This is a genomic window from Streptomyces sp. NPDC015131 (genome assembly GCF_043079975.1).
GTDB lineage: Bacteria > Actinomycetota > Actinomycetes > Streptomycetales > Streptomycetaceae > Streptomyces.
This window is the reverse complement of sequence record NZ_JBIBVB010000002.1, coordinates 1,122,216-1,144,859: the sequence shown is the minus strand read 5'-3', so window position 1 is coordinate 1,144,859 and position 22,644 is coordinate 1,122,216. Positions and strand designations below refer to the sequence as shown.

General features: G+C 74.1%; 22 protein-coding genes. 14 read left to right on the top strand and 8 right to left on the bottom strand.

Annotation, left to right across the window (positions count from 1 at the left end; translation table 11 throughout):
• Window positions 1-72: 72 nt before the first annotated feature.
• Window positions 73-2,796, bottom strand: a complete 2,724-nt coding sequence (locus ACF08D_RS10790) for a transglycosylase domain-containing protein (RefSeq protein ID WP_392222204.1) — start codon at window positions 2,794-2,796, stop codon at window positions 73-75.
• Between the two features lie 193 nt (window positions 2,797-2,989).
• Here ACF08D_RS10790 and ACF08D_RS10785 point away from each other — a divergent pair, with 193 nt between their 5' ends.
• The 5 genes from ACF08D_RS10785 to ACF08D_RS10765 all read left to right on the top strand — a co-directional run bounded on the left by ACF08D_RS10785 (window position 2,990) and on the right by ACF08D_RS10765 (window position 7,803).
• On the top strand, window positions 2,990-3,790 hold the full coding sequence (locus ACF08D_RS10785; RefSeq protein WP_392222203.1) for an ABC transporter permease: 801 nt from the start codon (window positions 2,990-2,992) through the stop codon (window positions 3,788-3,790).
• A 40-nt stretch (window positions 3,791-3,830) separates the two neighbouring features.
• Window positions 3,831-4,595 carry an ABC transporter permease gene (locus ACF08D_RS10780; protein WP_392222364.1) on the top strand — a complete coding sequence of 255 codons (765 nt, stop codon included), beginning with the start codon at window positions 3,831-3,833 and terminating at the stop codon, window positions 4,593-4,595.
• Window positions 4,596-4,603: 8 nt separating this feature from the next.
• Window positions 4,604-5,734, top strand: coding sequence for an ATP-binding cassette domain-containing protein (locus ACF08D_RS10775; protein ID WP_392222202.1), 1,131 nt, complete (start codon window positions 4,604-4,606; stop codon window positions 5,732-5,734).
• A gap of 25 nt (window positions 5,735-5,759) precedes the next feature.
• Window positions 5,760-6,386 (top strand): DUF1707 domain-containing protein, encoded by a 627-nt coding sequence (locus tag ACF08D_RS10770; RefSeq protein ID WP_392222201.1) that lies wholly within the window; start codon window positions 5,760-5,762, stop codon window positions 6,384-6,386.
• Window positions 6,387-6,489: 103 nt separating this feature from the next.
• A complete protein-coding gene (locus ACF08D_RS10765; protein WP_392222200.1) occupies window positions 6,490-7,803 on the top strand; it encodes a DUF445 domain-containing protein in 1,314 nt (437 codons plus the stop codon).
• Window positions 7,804-7,913: 110 nt separating this feature from the next.
• Here the strand turns inward: ACF08D_RS10765 and ACF08D_RS10760 are convergent, their stop codons facing one another.
• Complete coding sequence (locus tag ACF08D_RS10760; RefSeq protein WP_392222199.1) at window positions 7,914-8,216, bottom strand: hypothetical protein; 303 nt, start codon at window positions 8,214-8,216, stop codon at window positions 7,914-7,916.
• 45 nt (window positions 8,217-8,261) lie between these two features.
• Complete coding sequence (locus ACF08D_RS10755) at window positions 8,262-8,489, bottom strand: hypothetical protein (protein ID WP_392222198.1); 228 nt, start codon at window positions 8,487-8,489, stop codon at window positions 8,262-8,264.
• 191 nt (window positions 8,490-8,680) lie between these two features.
• Between ACF08D_RS10755 and ACF08D_RS10750 the strand changes: the two genes are divergently transcribed.
• The 3 genes from ACF08D_RS10750 to ACF08D_RS10740 are packed head-to-tail and all read left to right on the top strand — an operon-like array spanning window position 8,681 to window position 13,182.
• Complete coding sequence (locus ACF08D_RS10750) at window positions 8,681-11,188, top strand: hypothetical protein (protein ID WP_392222197.1); 2,508 nt, start codon at window positions 8,681-8,683, stop codon at window positions 11,186-11,188.
• Complete coding sequence (locus ACF08D_RS10745) at window positions 11,185-12,177, top strand: aminoglycoside phosphotransferase family protein (RefSeq protein ID WP_392222196.1); 993 nt, start codon at window positions 11,185-11,187, stop codon at window positions 12,175-12,177. Before ACF08D_RS10750 ends, ACF08D_RS10745 begins: the two co-directional genes overlap by 4 nt.
• 3 nt (window positions 12,178-12,180) lie before the next feature.
• Complete coding sequence (locus tag ACF08D_RS10740; protein WP_392222195.1) at window positions 12,181-13,182, top strand: aminoglycoside phosphotransferase family protein; 1,002 nt, start codon at window positions 12,181-12,183, stop codon at window positions 13,180-13,182.
• 154 nt (window positions 13,183-13,336) lie between these two features.
• Here ACF08D_RS10740 and ACF08D_RS10735 read toward each other — a convergent pair whose 3' ends face one another.
• The 3 genes from ACF08D_RS10735 to ACF08D_RS10725 all read right to left on the bottom strand — a co-directional run bounded on the left by ACF08D_RS10735 (window position 13,337) and on the right by ACF08D_RS10725 (window position 15,394).
• Window positions 13,337-13,741 (bottom strand): very short patch repair endonuclease, encoded by a 405-nt coding sequence (locus tag ACF08D_RS10735; RefSeq protein WP_392222363.1) that lies wholly within the window; start codon window positions 13,739-13,741, stop codon window positions 13,337-13,339.
• Between the two features lie 79 nt (window positions 13,742-13,820).
• Window positions 13,821-14,231 carry an excalibur calcium-binding domain-containing protein gene (locus ACF08D_RS10730; RefSeq protein WP_392222362.1) on the bottom strand — a complete coding sequence of 137 codons (411 nt, stop codon included), beginning with the start codon at window positions 14,229-14,231 and terminating at the stop codon, window positions 13,821-13,823.
• 149 nt (window positions 14,232-14,380) lie between these two features.
• Window positions 14,381-15,394 (bottom strand): SEC-C metal-binding domain-containing protein, encoded by a 1,014-nt coding sequence (locus ACF08D_RS10725; protein WP_392222194.1) that lies wholly within the window; start codon window positions 15,392-15,394, stop codon window positions 14,381-14,383.
• Window positions 15,395-15,551: 157 nt separating this feature from the next.
• Here ACF08D_RS10725 and ACF08D_RS10720 point away from each other — a divergent pair, with 157 nt between their 5' ends.
• From ACF08D_RS10720 to ACF08D_RS10710, 3 genes are all read left to right on the top strand, one after another.
• Window positions 15,552-15,878, top strand: a complete 327-nt coding sequence (locus ACF08D_RS10720) for a DUF6412 domain-containing protein (RefSeq protein ID WP_392222193.1) — start codon at window positions 15,552-15,554, stop codon at window positions 15,876-15,878.
• Window positions 15,879-15,967: 89 nt separating this feature from the next.
• Window positions 15,968-16,729, top strand: a complete 762-nt coding sequence (locus tag ACF08D_RS10715) for a YidC/Oxa1 family membrane protein insertase (RefSeq protein ID WP_392222192.1) — start codon at window positions 15,968-15,970, stop codon at window positions 16,727-16,729.
• Window positions 16,730-16,830: 101 nt separating this feature from the next.
• Window positions 16,831-17,688, top strand: coding sequence for a fumarylacetoacetate hydrolase family protein (locus ACF08D_RS10710; RefSeq protein ID WP_392222191.1), 858 nt, complete (start codon window positions 16,831-16,833; stop codon window positions 17,686-17,688).
• Window positions 17,689-17,819: 131 nt separating this feature from the next.
• Here the strand turns inward: ACF08D_RS10710 and ACF08D_RS10705 are convergent, their stop codons facing one another.
• Both ACF08D_RS10705 and ACF08D_RS10700 read right to left on the bottom strand, forming a co-directional pair.
• On the bottom strand, window positions 17,820-18,290 hold the full coding sequence (locus tag ACF08D_RS10705; protein WP_392222190.1) for a heme-degrading domain-containing protein: 471 nt from the start codon (window positions 18,288-18,290) through the stop codon (window positions 17,820-17,822).
• Window positions 18,287-19,354: a Gfo/Idh/MocA family oxidoreductase gene (locus ACF08D_RS10700; RefSeq protein ID WP_392222189.1), complete on the bottom strand. Its 1,068-nt coding sequence runs from the start codon at window positions 19,352-19,354 to the stop codon at window positions 18,287-18,289. The genes ACF08D_RS10705 and ACF08D_RS10700 overlap by 4 nt, the downstream gene beginning before the upstream one ends.
• A 56-nt stretch (window positions 19,355-19,410) precedes the next feature.
• On the opposite strand from ACF08D_RS10700, the gene ACF08D_RS10695 reads away from it, so the two are divergent.
• From ACF08D_RS10695 to ACF08D_RS10685, 3 genes are all read left to right on the top strand, one after another.
• Window positions 19,411-20,478 carry an ROK family protein gene (locus ACF08D_RS10695; RefSeq protein WP_392222188.1) on the top strand — a complete coding sequence of 356 codons (1,068 nt, stop codon included), beginning with the start codon at window positions 19,411-19,413 and terminating at the stop codon, window positions 20,476-20,478.
• Window positions 20,479-20,734: 256 nt separating this feature from the next.
• A complete protein-coding gene (locus ACF08D_RS10690) occupies window positions 20,735-21,541 on the top strand; it encodes a hypothetical protein (RefSeq protein WP_392222187.1) in 807 nt (268 codons plus the stop codon).
• A 227-nt stretch (window positions 21,542-21,768) separates the two neighbouring features.
• Window positions 21,769-22,539: a GntR family transcriptional regulator gene (locus ACF08D_RS10685; protein ID WP_392222186.1), complete on the top strand. Its 771-nt coding sequence runs from the start codon at window positions 21,769-21,771 to the stop codon at window positions 22,537-22,539.
• Window positions 22,540-22,644 lie beyond the last annotated feature (105 nt).

The following is a 22,644-nucleotide window of genomic DNA, read 5'->3' as shown; positions in this document are numbered from 1 at the left end:
CCGCCCTGATCATGGCCGCGGGCCCCGGGACGGCGCTCGTCCCGGGGCCCGCGGCCCTGTGTGCGGTACCCCTCAGGGCGCCGGCGGCGGCCCCGCCGGGGCGTCCGGGAACGGGGGTGGGAGATCCGGCACCGGCACCGGGATCGGGGCGGGCGGGGGTCCCGCCGGCGGGGCGCCCGCCGCGCCGGGCCGCCCGCCGCCGCCCGTACCGCCCGGTCCGGCCGTACCGCCCGGTCCGGCCGTACCACCCGGTCCGGCCGTACCGGCCTGTCCGCCCGGCGTGCCGGGGCCGCCGGGACCGGTGGGCGCGCCCGGGCCCTCGTACCCCTCGTAGCCGTCGGAGCCGTCACGGCCCCGGCCCGCCTCCGTGGCCTCCTGGTCACCCTCGCCCGGCTCCTCCGGGTTGCCCGAGCCCGTGGGGTCGGGCTCCTCCAGCTCCTTCTCCGCGCCCTTGGCCAGGGTCAGTTCGAAGTCCCGCACCCGGGAGCCCTCCAGCGCCGTGCGGGTGTACTGGCCCCAGATCTCGGCGGGCGCCCCGCCCCCGTTCATCCGCTCCAGCCCCAGCGCCCCGTACAGGGACTTCTGCGCTCCCGTGTTCGGGTCCTGGCCCATCACCGTGACGACGGTCGCCAGGTCCGGGGTGTAGCCGGCGAACCAGGCCGCCTTGTCGTCCTCGGCCGTCCCCGTCTTGCCGGCGGCCGGCCGCCCGGCCGCCTGGGCGGCGGTGCCGGTGCCGCCCTCGACCACGCCGCGCAGCATGGCCGTCGTGGTGTCGGCCGCCTCCCGGCTGATCACCTGCTTGCTCCGGGGCTCGGGCAGCGGCAGGGCCTTGCCGTCCTTCTCGATCCGCGCCACCAGCACGTACGGGCTGTGCTTGCCGTGGTTGGCGAGCGTCGCGTACGCCTGCGCCATGTCCAGCACGCTCGCGGTGGAGGGGCCGAGCGCGATGGACGGCGAGGGGTTCAGGTCGGGGGTGTCGGCGGGCAGGCCCAGGTCGATGGCGGTCCGCTCCACCTTGGCCGGGCCGACGTCCACCGCGAGCTGCGCGTACACCGCGTTGACGGACTTGTCGGTGGCGGTACGGACGGTGATGCTGCCGTAGTCCACGTCGTCCTCGTTGGCCGGGGCGTACCGGCTGCCGGTCCAGCCCTGCACGGCGCGCTTGTTGGTGCCGTCGTACCGGGTGTTGGGCGTGATCCGGTCGCCCTTCTGGTTCACCGAGGAGTGGTGGACGGCGGCGGCGAACACGAACGGCTTGAAGGTGGAGCCCACCTGGTAGTCGCGCCGGGTGGCGTTGTTGACGAACTGCCGGGTGTAGTCGACCCCCCCGTACATCGCCACCACCTTGCCGGTGGCCGGGTCGATGGAGACGCCGCCGACCCGGAGGAAGCGGTCGGTCTCGTTGGAGGAGTCCATCCGCGCCACGACCTGCTCGTCGACCGCCTGCGCGAGCGCCTCCTGCTTGGTCTGCTGGAGCGTGGTGGTGATGCGGTGGCCGCCCTGGGCCAGGGTCTTCTTGTCGATGACGTCGTTGGCGACGAGGTAGTCCTCCACGGCCTGCACGACGTAGCCGCGCTGGCCGGAGAGCCCGGTCGTGGCGCTGACCTCCTCCGGGTCCGGGAAGGAGGTGGCCGCGCGGGCGGCGGGGGAGAGCCACCCCTCCTTGACCATGGCGTCCAGGACGTAGTTCCAGCGCCCGATCGCCTTGGCGCGGTTCTCGGGCCGGCCGCCGACGTCGTACGCGCTGGGGGCGTTGAGCAGGACGGCGAGGTACGCGCCCTGGGCGGTCGTCAGTTCATCGGCGTCCTTGCCGTAGTAGGCGCGGGACGCGGCCTGGATGCCGTAGGCGTTGCGGCCGTAAAAGCTGGTGTTGAGGTAGCCCTGGAAGATGTCGTCCTTGGTCTTCTCCCGGTCGAGCTTGATGGAGATGAAGAACTCCTTCACCTTCCGCATCAGGGTGCGCTCCTGGCCCAGGTAGTAGTTCTTGACGTACTGCTGGGTGATGGTGGAGCCGCCCTGGGTGCCCTTCCCGGTGACCGTGTTCCACGCGGCACGGAGCATCGCCTCGGGGTCGACGCCGGGCTGGGAGTAGAAGTCCCGGTCCTCGGCGGCCAGGACGGCGTGCCGGACGGTGGCCGGGACCTGGGAGAGCCGGATGTTCTCCCGGTTGACGTCACCCTTCTGGGCGAGGGGCGTGCCGTCCTCGTAGAGGAACACGTTGGACTGAGCCGTGGCGGCGGCGTTGGCGGCCGGAATGTCGGTGAAGTGGTAGCCGGCGAAGAAGCCGCCGACCAGCAGCAGGGCGGCGAGGACGGTGGCGCCGAGGACCATGCGCCAGGTCGGGACGAGCCGCCGCCAGCCGGTGCGCCTGCGCCTGCGCTGCTGGCGCCGTTCGCGCCTGCCGGGGCGGCTGGTGGCCGGGGCGGTGTCGGAGTCGGAGTGGGTGGTGGTGCCGGGGGCCGATCCGGGGTCCGGGTCCTCGTCCCGGTGGGAGGAGGTCGCGCGTCCGCCGCCGTCCCCGGTGGTCGCGGGTCCGGCGGTCGCCGCCTCCGTACGGGCCCGGCCGCGCCCGGCGGTGCCGTTGGCGTCCCCGCCGTCCCCGTCCCCGTTCCCGTCGCCGTCCCTGTCGTCGCCGTCCCGGTCTTTGCCCCGGGCGTCGTCCCGGGCGTCGGGTGCTCGGGCCGGGTCCCGGGCGGCGGTGTTCTCGGTGGGTTCTCCGGCCGGTCTGTCCGTGGGGGGCCCGCCGACGGTCGGGTCGCGGGGCTCCCAGCCTGGCTGCGGTGGCTCGTCGCTCATGGTCTCCGGCCTTTTTCGTCGTATATGGGGTGATTTATGCAGTCCTCTCATAGTGCACGGCACACCCGCCCAACCCCGGCAACGGCAGCCGAAAACCGCTCGCGGGCATGGATCGGGGCGTACTAGGCTCCCCGCCTTTGGCGGGCACCGGGTCCGGGCCGGGGGCTCGCGGGGCTGTGGAGGGAGCGCGCAGATGCGGCTGTACGCGGCGGTGGCGGCGGGCGGGTTCCGTCGCTACGCGACGTACCGGGTGGCGACCGCCGCCGGGGTGTTCACCAACACCGTGTTCGGTTTCATCCTGGCGTACACCTACATAGCCCTCTGGGACGAGCGGCCGGGGCTGGGTGGCTACGACATGTCCGAGGCGCTCACCTATGTGTGGGTCGGCCAGGCGCTGCTGGCGACCTGCGGGCTGATGGGCGGCGGCTTCGAGGACGAGCTGATGGAGCGCATCAAGACCGGGGACATCGCCGTCGACCTCTACCGCCCGGCCGACCTCCAGCTGTGGTGGCTGTCGGTCTCCCTGGGCCGGGCGGCCTTCCAGCTGCTCGGCCGGGGCGTGGTGCCGCTGGCGGCAGGGGCGCTGGCCTTCGACCTCGCGCTGCCCGGCCGGCCGTGGACCTGGCTCGCGTTCCTGGTGTCGGTGGCGCTGGGCGCGGTGGTGAGCTTCGCCGTCTGGTTCCTGGTGGCGCTGAGCGCGTTCTGGCTGATGGACGGGGCGGGAGTGGTGCAGGTGGCGTGGCTGTCGGGCACCTTCTTCTCGGGGATGCTGCTGCCGCTGACCGTCTTCCCCGGGGCGCTCGGCGAGGTGGCGCGACTGCTGCCGTGGGCGTCGCTGCTCCAGGTCCCGGCGGATGTGTTCCTGGAGAAGTGGAACGGGTGGGAGCTGATGGGGATGTACGCCTTCCAGGGCGGCTGGGCGCTGGTGCTGCTGCTGGCGGGCCGGGCGGTCCAGGCGGCGGCGACCCGGCGGGTGGTGGTCCAGGGTGGCTGAGCCGGGCGCGGGGCTGCGCGCGTACGGGCTGATCGCCGCGATGTGGGTGCGGTCGACGATGACGTACCGCTTCTCCTTCGCGATGACGCTGCTGTCGAACTTCACGGCGACCGGGTTCGACTTCGTGGTCATCCTGCTGATGTTCAGCCAGGTCGAGGGGCTGGGCGGCTTCTCGTTCGCCGAGGTCGCCTTCCTGTACGGGACAACCGGGACCGCCTTCGGGCTGGCCGACCTGGCGCTGGGTCAGGTGCAGCGGCTGGGCCGGCGGGTCAGGGACGGGACGCTGGACACCCTGCTGGTGCGCCCGGCGCCGGTGCTCGCCCAGGTGGCGGCGGACCGGTTCGCGCTGCGGCGGCTGGGGCGGGTGGTGCAGGGGCTGATCGTGCTGGTCTGGTCGCTGGTGCTGCTCGACGTGGACTGGACGCCCCTGCGCGTGCTGCTGGTGCCGGTGATGGTGATCGGCGGGTGGCTGATCTTCTCGGCGGTAATGGTGCTGGGCGCCGCGTTCCAGTTCTGGGCGCAGGACGGCTCGGAGGTGGCCAACGCGTTCACGTACGGCGGGAACACCCTCCTCCAGTACCCGCCCGTGATCTTCGCGCAGGACCTGGTGCGCGGGGTGGTGTACGTGGTGCCGCTGGCCTTTGTGAACTGGGTGCCCGCGCTGTATGTGCTGGGGCGCGAGGCACCGGCGGGTCTGCCGGAGTGGGCGGTGTTCGGGTCGCCGGTGGTGGCGGCGGTGTTCTGGGTGGTGGCGGGGCTGGCGTGGCGCGTGGGGATTCGTTCGTACCGGAGCACGGGGAGCTGAGCACGTCCATGAGCGATTTCATCGAACTCGACAACATGGAGAAGGTCTTCGACGTCCGCCGCAAGGCCGGCCGCTTCCGGCGGGAGCGGCGGCAGGTCCGGGCGGTCGACGGGATCAGCTTCCGCGTGGCGCGCGGCGAGATGGTCGGCTACATCGGGCCGAACGGCGCCGGGAAGTCCACCACCATCAAGATGCTGACCGGCATCCTCACCCCCAGCGGCGGCCGGCTGCGGGTCGCGGGCATCGACCCGTCCCGCGAGCGGACCCGGCTGGCGCGCCGGATCGGGGTGGTGTTCGGGCAGCGTACGACGCTGTGGTGGGACCTGCCGCTGCGCGACTCCTACCGGCTGGTCCACCGGATGTACCGGATCCCGGACGCCCGCTACCGGGAGAACCTCGACCGGTGCGTCGAGCTGCTGGACCTGGGCGCGCTGCTGGACGTGCCGGTCCGTCAGCTGTCCCTGGGGCAGCGGATGCGCGGCGACATCGCGGCGGCGCTGCTGCACGACCCGGAGGTGCTGTACCTCGACGAGCCGACGATCGGCCTGGACGTGATGTCCAAGGCGAAGGTGCGGGACTTCCTGCGGGACCTGAACGCCGAGCGCGGCACCACGGTGCTCCTCACCACGCACGACCTCACCGACATCGAGCAGCTGTGCCGCCGGGTGATGGTCATCGACCACGGCCGGCTGATGTACGACGGGCCGCTGGCCGGGCTGCACGAGGTGGGGGAGAGCGAGCGGACGCTGGTGGTGGACTTCGAGCGGGAGCTGCCGCCGATCGAGGCGGAGGGCGCGCGGGTGGTGCGGGTGGAGGGCCCCCGGCAGTGGCTGGCCTTCCCGGCCGGCCGGTCGGCGGCGCCCCTGGTGGCCCGGATCGCCGCGGAGCACCCGCTGGTGGACCTGTCGGTCCGGGAGCCGGACATCGAGACGGTGATCGCCACGATGCTGTCGGGCGGCCGGACGCCGGTGGCGGCGGGCGGTATCGGGGGCGGGGACGGGGGCGGTACCGGGGGCGGGGACGGCCGGGTGCTCCCGGTGGCGGAGGGGGTGCCCCTGCCGGCGGACGGTTCCGGGGGCGTACGGGAGGGGGCCGGGGCGCCTCCGGCGGGGCCGGGGGACGGATCGGCGGGCTTCTGACGGTGCCCCGCATTAGGCTGTTCGTATGACGAGCGAACTGCCGGAGATGCGGGCTTCGGACGCGGAGCGCGAGCGGGTGGCGGAGCGGCTGCGGGACGCGGTCGCCGAGGGCCGGCTCGACATGGCGGAGTTCGAGGAGCGTCTCGACCTCGCGTACAAGGCGCGTACGCACGGGGAGTTGGTACCGCTCGTCCGCGACCTGCCGGGGACCGGCGCCCCCGTGGCGGCGGGCGCGCTGGAGGGGGCGCAGTCGCCGTCCTGGCCGGCCCGGATCGGCAAGCCGGCCACGTCGCGGGGCGCCTTCGCCTTCTGGAGCGGCTTCGGGCGGCGCGGCAAGTGGACCGTGGGGCGGAGCTTCACGGCGGCCGTCGTCCAGGGCGGCGGGGACATCGACCTGCGCGACGCGGACTTCGAGGACCGCGAGATCGTCATTCGCTGCTTCGCCCTGATGGGCGGCATCCAGGTGGTCGTGCCGCCCGACCTGCACGTCGAGGTGACCGGCCTCGGCTTCATGGGCGGCTTCGACGACCGGGGCGCCGGCGAGGGGACGCCCGGCTCGCCGAGGGTGCGGGTCACCGGATTCGCGCTGATGGGCGGGGTGGACGTACGGCGCAAGGAGCGCAAGGCGGCCCGCAAGCAGCTGCGGAAGTGACCGTCCGGCACATGTGACATCCGCCGCCCCGGGAGTGCGGCCCCGCCTTCGCGGGAACTCGCCGTGCGGCTGGGGAGTACCTGAGGTAGGGACTGAGGTACGCATGCGCGTGGACGGGTGGAGCCGGATGAACCAAGTGAAGACGTCGCTGGCCGCCTTCTCGTACACGGCGGCGGACGAGGAGAAGCGGCGGGGCGTCCGCCGGATGAAGCTCACGGCGACCGCCCTGCTGCTCCTGGTGGCCCTGATCTACGTCCTGGCCACCTGGGCGCGCAGCTCCGGGATCACCGGCTGGCCCGGGTACGTCGCGGCGGCGGCCGAGGCCGGGATGGTGGGCGCGCTGGCGGACTGGTTCGCGGTGACGGCGCTGTTCCGGCGGCCCATGGGGCTGCCGATCCCGCACACGGCGATCATCCCGACCAAGAAGGACCAGCTGGGCTCGGCGCTCGGCTCGTTCGTCGGCGAGAACTTCCTGTCCGAGGGTGTCGTACGCCCCCGGCTGCGCGCCCTGGGCATCGGGGGCCGCCTCGGCACCTGGCTGGCCGACCCCGCGCACGCCGACCGGGTCACGGCCGAGCTGTCGACGGCGCTGCGCGGCGCGCTGACCGTACTGCGGGACGCGGATGTGCAGGCGGTGGTGGGCGAGGCCATCACCCGGCGGGCCGAGGCGGCGGAGGTCGCCCCCGGGCTGGGCAAGACGCTCCAGCGGGTCGTCGCCGACGGGGCGCACCACGGGGCGGTCGACCTGGTCTGCGGCCGGGCGCACGACTGGCTCGTCCTGCACGCCGACTCGATCATGGACGCGGTGCAGGGCGGGGCGCCGGGGTGGACGCCCAGGTTCGTGGACCGGAAGGTCGGCGAGCGGGTGTACCGGGAGCTGCTGCGGTTCGTCACCGAGATGCGTGACATGCCCGCGCACCCGGCGCGCGGGGCGCTGGACCGGTTCCTCACGGACTTCTCGGCCGACCTCCAGGGCGACACGGACACCCGGGCGAGGGTGGAGCGCCTGAAGTCGGACCTGGTGGCCCGGCCGGAGGTGCAGGACATCATCGCGTCGGCCTGGTCCTCCGTACGCGCCATGATCATCTCGGCGGCGGAGGACGAGCGCAGCGAGCTGCGGCTGCGGGCGCGGGCCTCACTGATCTCGCTGGGCACCCGGCTGGCGACCGACCGGCGCCTCCAGGAGAAGGTCGAGGGCTGGCTGGAGGACGCGGCGGTGTACGTGGTGACCACGTACCGGGCCGAGATCACCTCGCTGATCAGCGACACGGTGGCGAGCTGGGACGCCGACCAGACGTCCCGCAAGATCGAGGCGCACATCGGCCGTGACCTGCAGTTCATCCGGATCAACGGCACGGTGGTCGGCGCGCTGGCGGGCCTGCTGATCTACACGGTCTCGCACGCCCTGGGCGGCTGAGCCGCCCCGGGTGGGTGCCGGGCGGGGCGGCCGACCCCTGCCCGGCCGGCCGCCCCCACCCGGCCACTGTGGGGAGGTGCCGTCTTATACGGACGGGCGCACCCGGATGTTCAGCCGCTCCTGCGGCCGACCGCCCACGAGGCCGCGGCCATGCCCCCGGCCACGGAGAACACCGCCGGCCACGCCCCGACCTTCTTGGCCAGCGGGTGCGACCCGGCGAACGCCGCGACGTACGCGGCGGTCAGCGCGGCGGCCGCCTTGCCCCCGCTGCGCTCCTTCCACTCCCGCGCGGCCACGGCGCCGGCCGCCGCCAGGGCCACCCCGCCGAGGGGACGCTTCTTGGTCCACCGCGCCACGGCGTACCCCCCGACGAGCCCGCCCGCCGCCACCACCGTTGCCGGAACCCTCGCCATGTCCACTCCCTGCCTTCCGCACGCGTGTTCCTGTCCTGCCCGAGGCTAACGCGGCACGCGCCCCCGCCCGCGCCGGGCCCGCAGGACCACCACCGCCCCCAGCCCGCCGGCCCCTCCGACCACCAGGGCCCCGAGCACCCCGTCGGGCACGCCCCGCGGCAGGAGCAGCGACACCCCGGTCACCACGCACACCGAGGCGGCGGAACACAGCACACCGAGCACCAGCCACCGCACCGGCCGAAGCCGCGGCGACCCGAGAAGACGTGAGGCCATGCCCCGATCGAACCACGCCACCCGGCCCGGTCACCGTCACGGCACGACGGCCCGTGGCCACGTGGCCTCCGAGTGGCCGCCCCGCCCTTCGACGCACGACCGAGTGACGGCTGCCGAGCACGGGACGGCCGTGCGCCCGATCCCGTAACCTCGCCCTCGAAGCGTTGGGGTGACAGGGGGAGCGAGCCGCCATGCCGATCAGGCCGCGCTATCGACGGGTTTCGGCGCTGCAGAGACAGTTCTTCAACCGCGAGGAACTGCTCGGCACGTACGACGACGAGTTACGCCGGATCTCCGACCGGTTGAGAATCCTCAACATCGTCGGAGTCGGGGGGATCGGCAAGTCGCGGCTCCTCCAGGAACTGCGCACACGCACGCCCGACAGCTGCCGAACCGCGCGACTCGACCTCCAGTTGCCGACCCTGCGTCAGCAGGAGGACGCCCTGGCCGTCCTGCGCATGGAGTTCGGCGCACAGGGCGTCCAGTTCGACCGTTTCGACATCGCCTACGCGGTGCTGTGGCAGCGCGTGCATCCGCAGCTCCAGATGGACCGCAAGAACACTCCGTTCGCGGAGGACAGCGAAGTCCTGTCGAAGATCCTCGACGACGCCATGGGACTGCCGGTCTTCGGGACGGCGGCCGGCCTGGTACGCCTGACCGGCAGAGCCATGAGCAACCGCAGGCGCAGGCAGCGCATCGAGTCCGACCCGACCCTCCAGGAACTCGACGGCCTGTCGAACGCCGAGCTGGGACACGCCGTGTCCTACCTGTTCGCGGAGGAGATGCGCCAGTCCGCCGAGGAGAAGCCGTACGTCCTCTTCGTCGACGCCTACGAGGCGATGGTCCCCACCCCGCTCCCCGGAGGGCGGAGCTACGGCTCCGACGCCTGGCTCCGCGACCTGCTCGGGCAGCTCCACGGCGGGTTGACCGTGCTGGCGAGCCGGGAGCCGCTGCCCTGGTCGGCGTACGACAAGGAGTGGGAGAGCGTCATCCGGCAGACCCGGATCGACGGGCTGCCCATGGCGGCCCGGCTGGACCTGCTCGCCCAGGCGGGCATCACGGAGATGCCCACGCAGCGGACGATCGCCGAGGCGAGCGCCGGGGTCCCCTTCTATCTGCACCTGGCCGTCGACACGCACGCCCAGTCGCCGGCCGCCTCGGCGACGGACGCCGGCACCGCCGAGGAGATCGTCCAGAGGTTCCTGCAGCACGTCGCACCGGACGAGGTACGCATTCTCGAGCTGCTGAGCGTCGCGCGGACGTTCGACCTGGGGATGTTCCGTGAGATCGGGCGCTCCTTCGACCTCCCCACCAACCTGCTCACCTGGGAGTCGTTGACCGCGTACTCCTTCGCCTACCCGCTGCCGGGGGGCTGGTACCGGCTGCACCAATTGATGATCCGCGCCCTGCAGCACCACCTCTCGCCGTCCGTCAAACGCCATGTGCACTCCGTCGTGCGCGGGTACTGGGAGGGCCTCGCCACACGCATGGAGAGCGGGGCGGAGGGGTCCGGTGTCGCCCGCTCCTCACCGCTGCGGGAGGCGGTCCACCACGGCCTGCACGCCGAGGACATCGCGCCGGACCGGATCCAGGAGCACGCCGACCGCGCCGTGTCGATGAGCGGTCGGCAGGCGGCCGACGGCATGGTCAAGGACATCAGGGAGTTCCTGGCCTCCCCTCCTCGTACGCCGTGGGCCGAGGAGGCGCTGCCCGGGATCAAGGACGCCGCCGACTGCCTGGACGCCGAGTCGAAGCTGGAACTCGGCGACGCGAGCACGGTCATCGAGATGACGCCCGCCCTCGACATGCCGGTCCGCTCCGTGGTGTCCGCCCGCCTCGCCCTCGCGGGGGCGAACGCGCGGCGGATCGCCGGGGAGAGCAGCCATGCGGCGAGGATCTTCGCGCGGGTGTGGACGGAGCACGACGGGCCCGCCCGCCCCTCCGCGGGCTTGTGCGTCGCCGACATTCGCATGTGGCAGGGCGACTTCGCGGGCGCCTTCGCGCTGGCCGACGAGGTGTACGCACTCTGCGCGCCGCACGACCGGGCCATTCGAGGCGACCTGAAGCGCCTGATGCACTTGGGGCACCGCTTCCTGATGGACTTCGCCAGGGCCGAGGAGCTGCTGGCGGCGGCCGAGGCGGAGTACCGGGCGGCGGGCGCCGTCGTCGGACTCGCCAACGTCCGGACCAACCGGGCCGAACTGCTGGCCTTCGTCGACCCGGAGGCGGCTGTCGCCGAGGCCGGGGCGGCTCTGGAGGTCCAGCGCGACCTCGGCGCCCAGCACGAGATCGGCAAGGTGTACACGGCCATGGCCATCGCCCAGCTCCGGCTGGGCCGACTGGAGCGGGCCGAGGTGTCCTTCCGCAACGCCAACACCGCACTCGACCGGGCCGGCTACAGGTCCGGCCGGGCGCGGGCGGACCTCTTCCGGACGTTCCTGCTGCTGCGCAGGGGCGAGCGGGAGGCCGCGCGGGCCCTTCTGGTGCACGCGACGCGGGAGTTCGAGACCTGCCAGGTCTACCCTTCGCTGGTCCTGGCCATCGGCGCGGCGGCCGCGCGGACGGGGCTGCTGACCCCCGAGCTGGAGGCCGCGGTCGACCGTGCCCGCCCCCTGCTGCGCCCGCTGGGCACGCTGGAGGCCCTGGAACGACGGACGGACGAGGTGCTGTCGATGCTGCTCGAGGAGGTGGCCCCATGACGTGGACGACGCTGTACGAGCGCGCTCTGGCCTCGGACGAGGCCGCGGCCGGCTACTACAACCGCAACGTCGGCGTGGCCACGCCCGACGGACGTGTGAACGTGCGCATTCCGCTGGCGGCCGCCGACGTCATGGACGTCCGGCTCTGGCGGGAGGAGGACGTGCTCGCCTGCATCGGCCCGTACGTCGGCCACGCCCCCGAGCTGCGCCATGTGTCGGAGCGCCCCCGGTTCCAGGTCCACCACTTCATCGAGGGGCGCGTCCTGGACGGCTTCTGCCCGCGGGGGAGCGCCGTACCGCCCCACGTACCGGCCGATGTGGTCGCGCTGATGGACCAACTGACCCGCATTCCTTCCGAGAAGACGCCTCCACTGCCTCTCGACTGGCCGGAGCCGGGTGACAGCCCGGCCTTCGGCCGGCTGCTCGGCGACTTCACCCGGCGCATCCACGCCGAGCACCTCGACGCGTACGGCGACGTCTTCGCGGCATTCGGTGTCCCGACCGCGCCGCTGGCCGTGGTCGACCCGCTGTGGGCGGGGCTCGAGTCGCGACCCTTCGCGGTCCTGCATGCCGACCTCCACCGCAAGAACATGATCGTCTCCGACGGCGCCACCTGGTTCCTCGACTGGGAGCTGGCCCTGTGGGGCGACCCGATGTACGAGATCGCGATCCACTTCCACAAGATGGACTACCCGGAGGGCCAGCGCGACGAGGTGCTGCGCCTCTGGCAGGAGCGTCTTCCCGACCGCTCCACCGCCGGACCGCGGTCGGACCTCGATCTGTACACCGCCCATGAGCGGATCAAGTCGGCGATCGTCGACACGATCCGCTACAGCAAGCAGCTCGTCGGCGCCGCTCCGCCCGAACGCTCCTTCCTGATCGGCCGACTGGCCAAGAAGCTGAACGCCGCCCGCCCGATCTGGGGTGCACCCCCCGACATGACCCCCCAACGGGTCGCCGAAGCCCTCGCCCCCTGGATCGAGAGGTAGACCGTGGACCCTGTCGCCCTGTACGAGGAGGCACGCGCGCGTGAGGGGGCCCAATCGGGTCACTACAACCGCAATGTCCGCGTGGAGGCCGACAGCGGTCCGGTTCTCGTCCGGATGCGCGCGGATGCCGCCGAGGCCATGGATCTCACGCTGTGGCCGGAGGCCGACGTGCTGGGTGCCATCGCCCCGTACGTGCCCTCGGCCCCGCGACTGCTGCACACGGAGTCCGAACCCGCCTTCCAGGTCCATGAGTTCGTCGAAGGGCGCCGTGTCGACGAAGTCCACCCCGACGGCAAGCCCCTGCCCGAGTCACTGCTCGACGCCATCGGGAGCTTCTTCGGCAGGCTCCTCGGCATCCCGTCCGACGCCGTTCCCCCCGTACCGGCCGACTGGCCGCCGGACGGTGACACCGCCGGCTTCGCCCTGCGCCTGCTGGACCTCGTCCACCAGATCCGGCATCGTGCGGACCCCGCGTTCGCCGAGCTGTACGCGGCGCTCGGCGTCCCCGACGATCCGTGTGTCCGGCTGCGCGCCCGAGCGGCCGCGCTGACGGGCCGCCCCTTCCGTCTCCTGCACGCGGACGTCCACCGCAAGAACATGATCCTCGCCCGCCGCGGGGGCCTCGTCGTTCTGGACTGGGAACTGGCCCTGTGGGGCGACCCGGTCTACGACCTCGCCGACCACGTCCACAAGATGTCCTACACCCCCTCCGACCGCGTCGCGATCATCGAGGCGTGGCGTCGGGCGGCTCCCCGGGACTGCCGCCGCGGCCTCCGGGCGGATCTGGACTACTACTTGGCACACGAGGCGGTGAAGTCGGCGGTCGTGGACACCGTCCGCTGGGGCCGCCGTGTGGCGGCGGCCCCTTCGGAGGCCGAAGCGCGCTCACTCGCCTCGGAGCTCGCGGCCAAACTCGCCGCGGCGCAGCCCCACTGGGCCGACGAGCCCACCGCCGCCCCGGCACCTGAGAATGTACGGGAGGCCGTGCACCGCTGCCTCGGCTGAGGTCGTCCCGTGGCTCGGCGTGTGGCAGGTGAGGAGGAGGGGCCGACATGGCGACCTCCAGGGTCTCCTCGTCCAGGCTCCTGCCGCCGTCCACCACGAGCGGACTGACGAGTTGATCACCGTGCTTTCGCACGCGGCTCGCGGTCGGAACCGGTCAGGGTCGCCTCTTGGGAGCTCTCGGGGCGTCGGCCGCCGTCCTGCGGGCCCGGGCCACGGCCTGGGCGATCGCGACGGGGTCCTCGTGCTCCCAGAAACGCATGACCGTCCACCCCAGCGCCCGTAGGTGCTCGGTGGTTTCCTGGTCGCGGGCCATGTTCTTGGTGAGCTTGGCGCGCCACCATTCCGCGTTCGCCTTGGGGTGGGTCGCGTGCTGCGGGCAGCCGTGCCAGAAGCAGCCGTCGAGGAACACGGCGATCCTGGCGCCGCCGAAGGCGATGTCGATGGTGCGGCGGCGCATTCCCGGTACGGGCACGTTGACGCGGTAGCGCAGTCCCGAGGCGTGCAGGAGCTTGCGCACGGCCACCTCCGGGGCCGTGTCGCGGGAGAGCTGGCGGCTCATCCTGGCCGACACGGAGGAGGAGGACGGGATGGCATCGGGCACCTTGTCATTGTGCAGCAGTGGCGGGGCGCCCGGGGCGTCAGCCGTTGTCGCAGCCCACGCCGTCGTTGTCGCGGTCCAGGTGGCGGGCGTAGCCGGGGTCGCCGCGGTGGACGGGGGCGGCGCCGGCGGCTCGGGCGGCGGCGCAGTTGGCGTAGTAGGTGTCGCCGCCGGCGTCCGACTCGGTGGACGTGTCCGTGGAGGTGTCCGCGGGCGGGGCCGGGGCCGGGGCGACCGTGACGCGGGTCGTGGCCGTTGCCGTGGCCGTGACGGTGGCCGTGGCCGTCGCGGTGACCGTGACCGCCGGGGCCGGGGCCGCCGTGGCGGTGACCGTGACCGTCGGGGCCGGGGCGGCCTTGGTGGCGGGGCGGGCGCCGTCCTCGGCGCTCACCGCCCCGCAGCCCGTACCGATCATCAGGAGCAGCAGGCCGCCCGCCCAGACCCGCTTCATGCGGTACAGGGGGCGGGCGGCGGACTGCGGTGGGTAGGTGTTGCTCACGGGCACACGTCTCCCTCGGGCACCGGCGCGGGCAGTGGTTGAGAGTGAAAATAATGCATGCGCCAGGTGGAGGGAGGGTGAACGGTCCAGCTGGCAGCCCGTCAGATCTCCGGTGTGCCGTGGCAGTTCGCGTACGCCGTGCCCGAGCCGCACCAGCAGGGGGCCGTGCGGGACGGGGGCCAGGGGGTGGCCCGGCCGCGGGCGGCGAGGGTGGTGGCGTACTGGGGGAGGAGCGCCGCGTTGGCGGGTGTGGTGGACTCCGAGGCGGCGAACGCCTCGTAGGACGGGACCGTCCCCCGCACCACGCCCAGGTTCGGGGTGCCGGCCGCGGCGGCCTCGCGCAGTGACGCCTCCAGGTCCGTGAGGTGGGCCTCGTGCGTCGGGTACTCCGCCTCCAGCTCCGGATAGGCGGCCAGCAGCTCCGCCAGCTCGTCGGCCGGCCACAGCAGCACCGCCACCGGGAAGGGGCGGGAGAGGGCCGTGCGGTACGAGCCGAGCTCGCTGCGCAGCCGGGTGATCTCTGCCTCCAGCTCGGCCGGGTCGGACGAGCCGAGCGACCACAGGCGCTTGGGGTCGTGCAGCTCGTCCAGCGCGACCGCGCCGGTGTGCAGCCGGTCCGCCAGGACGTCCCAGTCGTCGTGCCGCACCGCCAGCAGCCGGCGCACCCGGTGGCGGCCCATGAGGAGCGACTGCGCCGGGTACGGGACCTCGTCGTCGGGGGACGCGACGAGCGCGGTGACCGCCGCGCTGAAGGTCTCCTCCGCGGCCTCCAGTTCGTCGTGGGCCTCCAGCGTCTCGGCGACGATCGCCCAGGCCGCCGCGTCGGACGGCGTCACCGACCGGATGCCGTCGATGATGACGCGGGCCTCGGCCTCGTGGCCGTACTCCCAGAGGTTGGCCGCCTTCAGGGCCTTGACCAGGAAGGGGCTCTCCGGCGGCGGTGTCGCGGCCAGGAGCTCGTCGTACAGCGTCGTCGCGCGGTCGCGTGCGCCGGCCAGCTCCAGGTGGGCGGCCGCCCGCAGGAGCAGCGGTTCGCGGTCCTCGGGGTACTGCGCCGCGGTGCGCAGCAGACGCTCGGCTTCGGTGATGTGATCGGCAGGCGTGTCGGGGCGCATGGGGGACACCGTACTGCTGTGCGGCGGCTCCCGGCGGGGCGCCCCGGAAGCGGTCGCGGGTGGTGCCCGGACCGGAGGGTGTGGCCCATGTCACGCGGGTCTCCGAGTACAGTCGTGGGGGAGTGGGGAGTACCGAGGAAGCGAGAGGGGGGTGGACATGAGCGGTCCTGTCGCACGGGCGATGGCACGCTGCGGTCTGCTCGGCGTCCTGCTCTTCCTCTTCTCGGTTTCCGAGTTCTCCGGAGGGTCGTACGCCGAGGGCGGCGCCCTCTCCGCCGTCGTGGCCCTCGCCGCGGCCGGCTCCACGCTCCTCGCCTGCGCGGTCCTCACCGCGCGCGGTGTCCCCGCCGCCGCCCCGACCCGGGTGCGCACGGCCATCCGCGACCGCGAGCAGCGCACCGCCTTTCTGCCCCAGCGCGACCCCGACGCCTCCGGGCGCCGGCGGCCCCGTGCGCCCGGCCGTCCCGTCGTGACGGCCGCGTAAGGGCGCGTACCACCCGGTCCTCCCTTCGCGCGGTTCCGTCCTGCCGATGTCCCGATCCGGTACGACGAGACCCCTCGGAGGGCTCACCCATGTCCGTTTTCGCCTCGCTCGTCGAGCAGCTCGCCGGGCTGCTCCAGCCCGTCTTCCACGGCTCGGCCACCGCCGCCGCCATCGTCGTCTTCACCCTGCTCGTCCGGCTCGCCGTGCACCCGCTGTCCCGCGCGGCGGCCCGGGGACAGAAGGCCCGCACCCGGCTCGCGCCGCGCGTCGCCGAGCTGCGGAAGAAGCACGCCAAGAACCCCGAGCGCCTCCAGCGGGCCGTGCTGGAGCTGCACGCCCGGGAGAAGGTGTCGCCGCTCGCCGGCTGCCTGCCCAGCCTGCTCCAGGCGCCCGCCTTCCTGCTGATGTACCACCTGTTCTCCGGCGGGCGCCTGGCCGGGCACTCGCTGCTCGCGGCGCCGCTCGGCGGGCGGTGGGCGGACGCCCTCGGCGACGGCGGCCCGCTGGGCCCGGCCGGGCTGGTGTACGTGACGCTGTTCGTGATCGTCGCCGCCGTCGCCACGTACACCTATCGCCGCACCCGGGGGCAGATGGCGGAGCTGGGCGAGGGCATGGCCGGCGGCCTGGGCGCCGGGGTCGGCAAGGTGATGCCGCTGCTGTCGTTCGCCACGCTCATCACCGTCGCCGTGGTGCCGCTCGCCGCCGCGCTGTACGTCGTGACCAGCACCCTCTGGACCGCGGCCGAGCGGGCCTGGCTGTACCGCGAGCCGAAGCAGAAGCCGGAGCCTCAGCCGGGGGCGCGGGTGGGGGCGGAACCGGACGCGCCGTCGCCCGCGCCGTCCACTGTGTGAACGGGGTCTTGCGGGGTGAACGGTTGTCTTGGAGGATCGACCAATCCTCCGATGGCCGCACTCCATCGGCCGGGGCCTACCTCGACCACAGGGAGAAGACCATGAAGCTGCTGCGCGTCGGTACGGCGGGGGCCGAGCGCCCCGCGCTGCTCGACCGGGACGGGACCCTGCGGGACCTGTCCGCGATCGTCACGGACATCGACGGGGCCCTGCTCTCCGACGCGTCCGCGCTCGACCGGGTCCGGGCCGCGGCGGGCGCCGGGGTGCTGCCCGCGCTGGACCTGGCGGGGCTGAGGATCGGCCCGCCGCTGGCGCGCATCGGCAAGGTGGTGTGCATCGGGCTGAACTACCACGACCACGCCGCCGAGACGGGCCAGGCGACCCCCGCCGAGCCGGTCGTCTTCCTGAAGGCCGCCGACACCGTCGTGGGGCCGGACGACACCGTGCTCGTACCGCGCGGCAGCCGCAAGACCGACTGGGAGGTCGAGCTCGCGGTGGTCATCGGGCGCACCGCCCGCTACCTGGAGTCCGCCGAGGAGGCACTGGCGCACGTCGCCGGGTACGCGGTGGCGCACGACGTCTCCGAGCGCGAGTTCCAGATCGAGCGGGGCGGCACCTGGGACAAGGGCAAGAACTGCGAAACCTTCAACCCGCTCGGCCCGTGGCTCGTCACCGCCGACGAGGTGCCCGACCCGCAGGCGCTGTCGCTGAAACTCTGGGTCAACGGCGAGCTGAAGCAGAACGGCTCCACCTCCGACCAGATCTTCCCGGTCGGGGAGGTCGTCCGGTACGTCAGCCGGTTCATGACGCTGTACCCGGGCGATGTCATCAACACCGGTACGCCGGCGGGCGTGGCCATGGGCCAGGCCGAGCCCAAGCCCTACCTGCGGGCCGGGGACGTCGTGGAGCTGGAGGTCGAGGGCCTCGGGCGGCAGAGGCAGGAGCTGAAGGACGCCTGACGGCGACCCGGGGCTGTCCTGCGGCCGTACGGGAGAAGGAAGGCGGGCCGCCCCCCGGGGGAAGGGGCGGCCCGCCGGCTCATGGGCCCGGTGCTGACGGGGTTCCGGGGGCCTCCGGGAGGCCCCCGGGGTCAGCCGGAGGCGAGGAAGCGCTCCAGCGCCTCCACCACCAGGGCGTGGTCCTCCAGCTGGGGCAGGCCCGACACCGTGACCGAGCCGATCACGCCCGCGCCGGCCACCGTGACCGGGAAGGAACCGCCGTGCGCGGCGTACACGGCCGGGTCCAGCCGGGAGTCCGCGTCGAACGACTTGCCCTTCGCCCGGAAGCGGGCGCCCACCAGCAGCGAGCTCTCCGCGTACCGCTCGACCACCCGCCGCTTGCGGTCGATCCAGTCGTCGTTGTCCGCGCTCGAACCGGGCAGCGCGGCGTGGAACACCTGCTGGGCGCCGCGCCGGATGTCGATCGCCAGCGGGGCGCGCCGCTCGCGGGCGAGGTCCGTCAGCAGGGTGCCCAGCGCCCAGGCGTCCTCGTGCGTGAAGCGGGGGAGGACCAGGCGGGCCTGCTGCTCCTCCAGCTCCGCCACACCGGGCCCGGCGGTCACAGCGCCACCGCCACGCCGTCGCGGGCCGACCGGCGCGCCGCCTCCAGCACGTCCAGCGCGTCGGCCGCCTCCCGGGCGGTGACCGGCGGCGGCGTACCGTCGCGCAGCGCGCGGGCGACCGCCGCGTAGTAGGCCGGGTAGTCGCCCGGCAGGGACGGGACCGGCGCCCCGCCGCCCGTCACCGGCGACTCGCCCGCCCCGATGCGGCCCCAGGCGGACTCCGGCTCGGCGCCCCACCCGGGCCCGGGGCGCCGGCCCTCGCGCAGCGCCGCCTCCTGCGGGTCGAGGCCGTACGTCACGAACCCGGCCTCGGAGCCCAGCACCCGGAACCGGGGGCCGAGCTGGGCGGTGGTGGCGCTGACGTACAGGTGGGAGCGGACCCCGCTCGCATGGGTGAGCGCGAGGAACGTGTCGTCGTCCGCCTCGGCGCCCGCCCGGCGCACGTCCGCCTCGGCGTACACCCGGGTCACCGGGCCGAACAGCACCAGGGCCTGGTCCACGACATGGCTGCCCAGGTCGTACAGCAGGCCGCCGAACTCCTCCGGCGCCCCCGACTCGCGCCAGCCGCCCTTGGGGCGCGGGCGCCACCGCTCGAAGCGGGACTCGAAGCGCTGCACGGTGCCCAGTTCGCCCCGCTCCAGCAGGCCGCGCAGGGTGAGGAAGTCGCTGTCCCAGCGGCGGTTCTGGAAGACCGACAGCAGCAGGCCCCGCTCCTCGGCGAGCGCCGCGAGCCCGCGTGCCTCGGCCGCCGTGCCGGCCACCGGCTTGTCCACCACGACCGGGAGGCCGGCCTTCAGGGCGGCGGTGGCGAGCGGGACGTGCGTCTTGTTGGGGGACGCGATCACCACCAGGTCCAGCTCGTCGGCGCGCCCCCACAGCTCCTCGGCGGAGGAGGCGACCCGGACGCCCGGGTGCTCGTCGCGGGCCTGCCGCTGCCGTTCGGCTTTGGACGTGACGACCGTGTCCAGGGCCAGGCCCTCGGTCGCGGCGATCAGCGGGGCGTGGAAGACGGAGCCCGCCAGGCCGTAGCCGACGAGTCCGACGCGCAGCGGTCGTCCAGTCATGCCCGCCACTTAAGCAACGCTGTTGCCAAAGTGCAAGCGGGCGCCACAATGGGGCGGTGAACAGCGACACGGGTGTGAACCTGCCGGCCCTCCGCAGCCACAACGCCGCCCTCGTCCTCGACCTGCTGCGCACGGCCGGCGAGGAGGGCGCCAGCCGGCTGGAACTGGCCGAGCGCACCGGGCTCACCCCGCAGGCGGTCAGCAAGATCACTGCCCGGCTGCGGGACGAGGGGCTCGCCGCCGACGCGGGGCGCCGCGCCTCCACGGGCGGCAAGCCGCGCACCGTGCTGCGGCTCGTCCCCGGCGCCGCCCACGCCGTCGGGCTCCACCTCGACCGGGACGAGCTGACGGCCGTTCTGGTCGACCTCGCGGGCGCCGTCGTGGCGTCGGGCGTCGTCCCGCTGGACCTGGGCTCGGGCGCCGAGGTGGTGATGGAGGTGGTGGCCGGCGAGGTCGCCGCGCTCACCACCCGGCCGCTGCTCGGCGTGGGCGTCGCCATGCCCGGGCCCCTCGACCACGCGGCGGGCGTCCCGCACCGGGTGACCGGCTTCCCCGAGTGGGACGGCTTCCCGCTGCGCGACGCGCTCGCGCGGCGGCTGGGGCTGCCCGTGGTGCTCGACAAGGACACCAACGCCGCCGCGCTGAACCTGGCTCTCAGTGGGGCGGGCGCCGACTCCTTCGCGTACCTCCACCTCGGTACGGGGCTGGGCGCGGGCCTCGTCCTCGGCGGCGGTGTGTACCGGGGCGCGCGGACCGGCGCGGGGGAGTTCGGCCACCAGACCGTCCAGCTGGACGGCCCGCCGTGCGGGTGCGGCGGGCGCGGCTGCCTGGAGGCGCTGTGCCTGGCCGCCGTCGCGCGCGGCGACCTCGACGGGGCGGCCCGGGTGCTGGGCACCGGGGCGGCCAACCTGGTCACGCTCCTCGACATCGACCGCGTCCTGCTGGGCGGCCGGGTGGTGACGGGCGCGGCGGAGCGGTTCGTCCGGGGCGTGCGCGCCGTGCTGGAGGAGCGCGCCCGGCGCGGCGGCGACGCCCCGGTGCCGGTCGCCCTCGCGGAGGGCTCGGAGCACCCGGTCGCCGAGGGCGCCGCACAGCTGGTCCTGGCCCCGGTGTTCGGCCGCTGAGCGGAGGCGGCGCCTTCTGGTGCGGTGGGGTGCCTGGCGCGGTGCGGTGCCTGGCGCGGCCCGGTGCGGTGCGGTGCCTGGCGCGCACCGGTTCGGTACCCGCGCGCCCGCGCACGACCGGCGCGTCCGGTCCGCCCGTACTGCGCCGATCGGACGCACCCGGGGTCTCCTACGGTGTACGAGCGGTGCGGCGGCGGCCGGTGCGTGGAACGTTCCCGGCGTACGACCGTCCGCGTCCGCCGCCGAAGGGTTGCCCATGCGACCGCGCACCGCCACCGTTCTGGGCGCCCCCGTCTGCGTCGCCGTCCTCGCGCTCGCCGCGGCGCCCCCGGCCGGAGCGCACCCCGCCACGCGGGCCGCCGCGCCCCACGCCCCCGCCGCCGACGGCACCGCCTTCGAGGTCGCCGCGCCCGGCCGGCAGCCCACCTGCGGCAGCCCCTCCGCCGCCGCGTTCCCGCTGCGCACCCGCATCACCGGCGGCCCCGCCACCTACCGGCCGGGCGGCGGCTTCCGGACCTGGCGGGTGGAGCTGACCAACACCACCGCCGAGCCCTGCGCCAACATCCACCCCGTGATCGTCTTCACCGACCGGGCGCGGGCGCTGAAGCCCGCCCAGGTGCAGCTGGAGTTCCACGAGGGGGGCGACGGCGGCGCCCGCCGGACCCACCCCGTCACCGTCGAGCGGACCGACGAGAGCGAGCTGGTCGGCGTCCTCGACGACCCGCCCTCCGCCGCGGGCGGCTCCTTCCGGGGGTTCGCCGTACCGCCGGGCGCAACGGTCACCGTCCCGGTGCGGCTCGCCTTCACCTCCGACGCCCGGCCCGACACCATCACCGCCAACGCCGCCGTCGTCCAGCGGCGCGGCGGCGACGGCGACTGGGTGGGCGAGTCGGCCGGCTACCGCTTCACCCTCGCCGACGAGGAGCCGGCCAGCGAGTTCGCCGAGGAGCTGCCCCGTACCGGCCGCAACGTCCTGCTGGTGGCGGCCGCGGCCGCCACCGCCTTCCTGCTCGGCGCCGGAACGCTGGCCCTCGCCGCCCGCATCCGCAACCGCCGCGGCTGACCCGGCGACCCGAGCCCCCACCCGGGCGCCCGCGCCCGCCCCGCGACCGTCGCACCCGACCCGACCGCACCCGCCCCACCCCGGAAGCCCCCAACCGGGCGCCCGACCCGCGCCCACCCCCACCAGGGCACCGCCGCCGCCCCACCCCGGCACCCCCCACCCCGGGGCCCGCGGCCGACACCCGCTGTTCACCCGGCCGTTCACCCGCGTCTGCGACCATCCGGCCCGTGGACCCTGTCGATTACCCCAACGGCCAGACCCCCGGCGCCCCCGTGCGCTCCGGCATCCCGGAGCACGGCCGCGTGCCCAAGTACTACACCGTCAAGGCGCATGTCGCGGCGCTGATGGAGGAGCTGGGCGAGGGGCGTGCGCTGCCCACCGAGCGCGACCTCGCCGTGCGCTGCGCCGTCTCCCGCGAGACCGTGCGCCAGGCCCTGCGCGAACTGCTGCTGGAGGGGCGGCTGCGCCGGCAGGGCCGTACCACGGTGGTCGCCGGGCCGAAGCTGGAGCAGCCGCTGTCGCTGGCCAGTTACACCGAGGGCGTACGGCGCCAGGGCCGCCGCCCCGGCCGTACCCTCATCGGCCTGGACCGCTTCCCCTGCACCGCCGCGCTCGCCGCCGACCTCGGCGCCCGGCCCGGCGAGCCGGTCTGGCACATGGAGCGGGTGCTGCTCGCCGACGACGAGCGCGTCGGCCTGGAGAGCACCTATGTCACCGAGGCCCGGGTGCCGCGCCTGGACAGCGACTTCGACCCCGACTCGTCGTTCTACGCCTACCTCCGCGAGCGCGTCGGCATCGGCTTCGGCGACGCCGACGAGCGCATCGAGACCGTCCTCGCCACCCCGCGCGAGGCGCTGCTCGTCGGCACCCCGCCCGCGCTGCCGATGCTGCTGCTCCACCGCGTCTCGCGGGACACGGAGGGCCGGCCGCTGGAGCGGGTGCGCACGCTCTACCGGGGCGACCGCTTCAGCTTCACCACCCGCCTCGGACCGCAGTGATAAATCACGGGAAGATAACGGGTCTGGTCCAAGCTTGAGGGGCCGTTCACCTCCCCGTCGCCGGTCCGTCCCGGCCGCGCCACACTCCGCCACGACCGTTTCCGG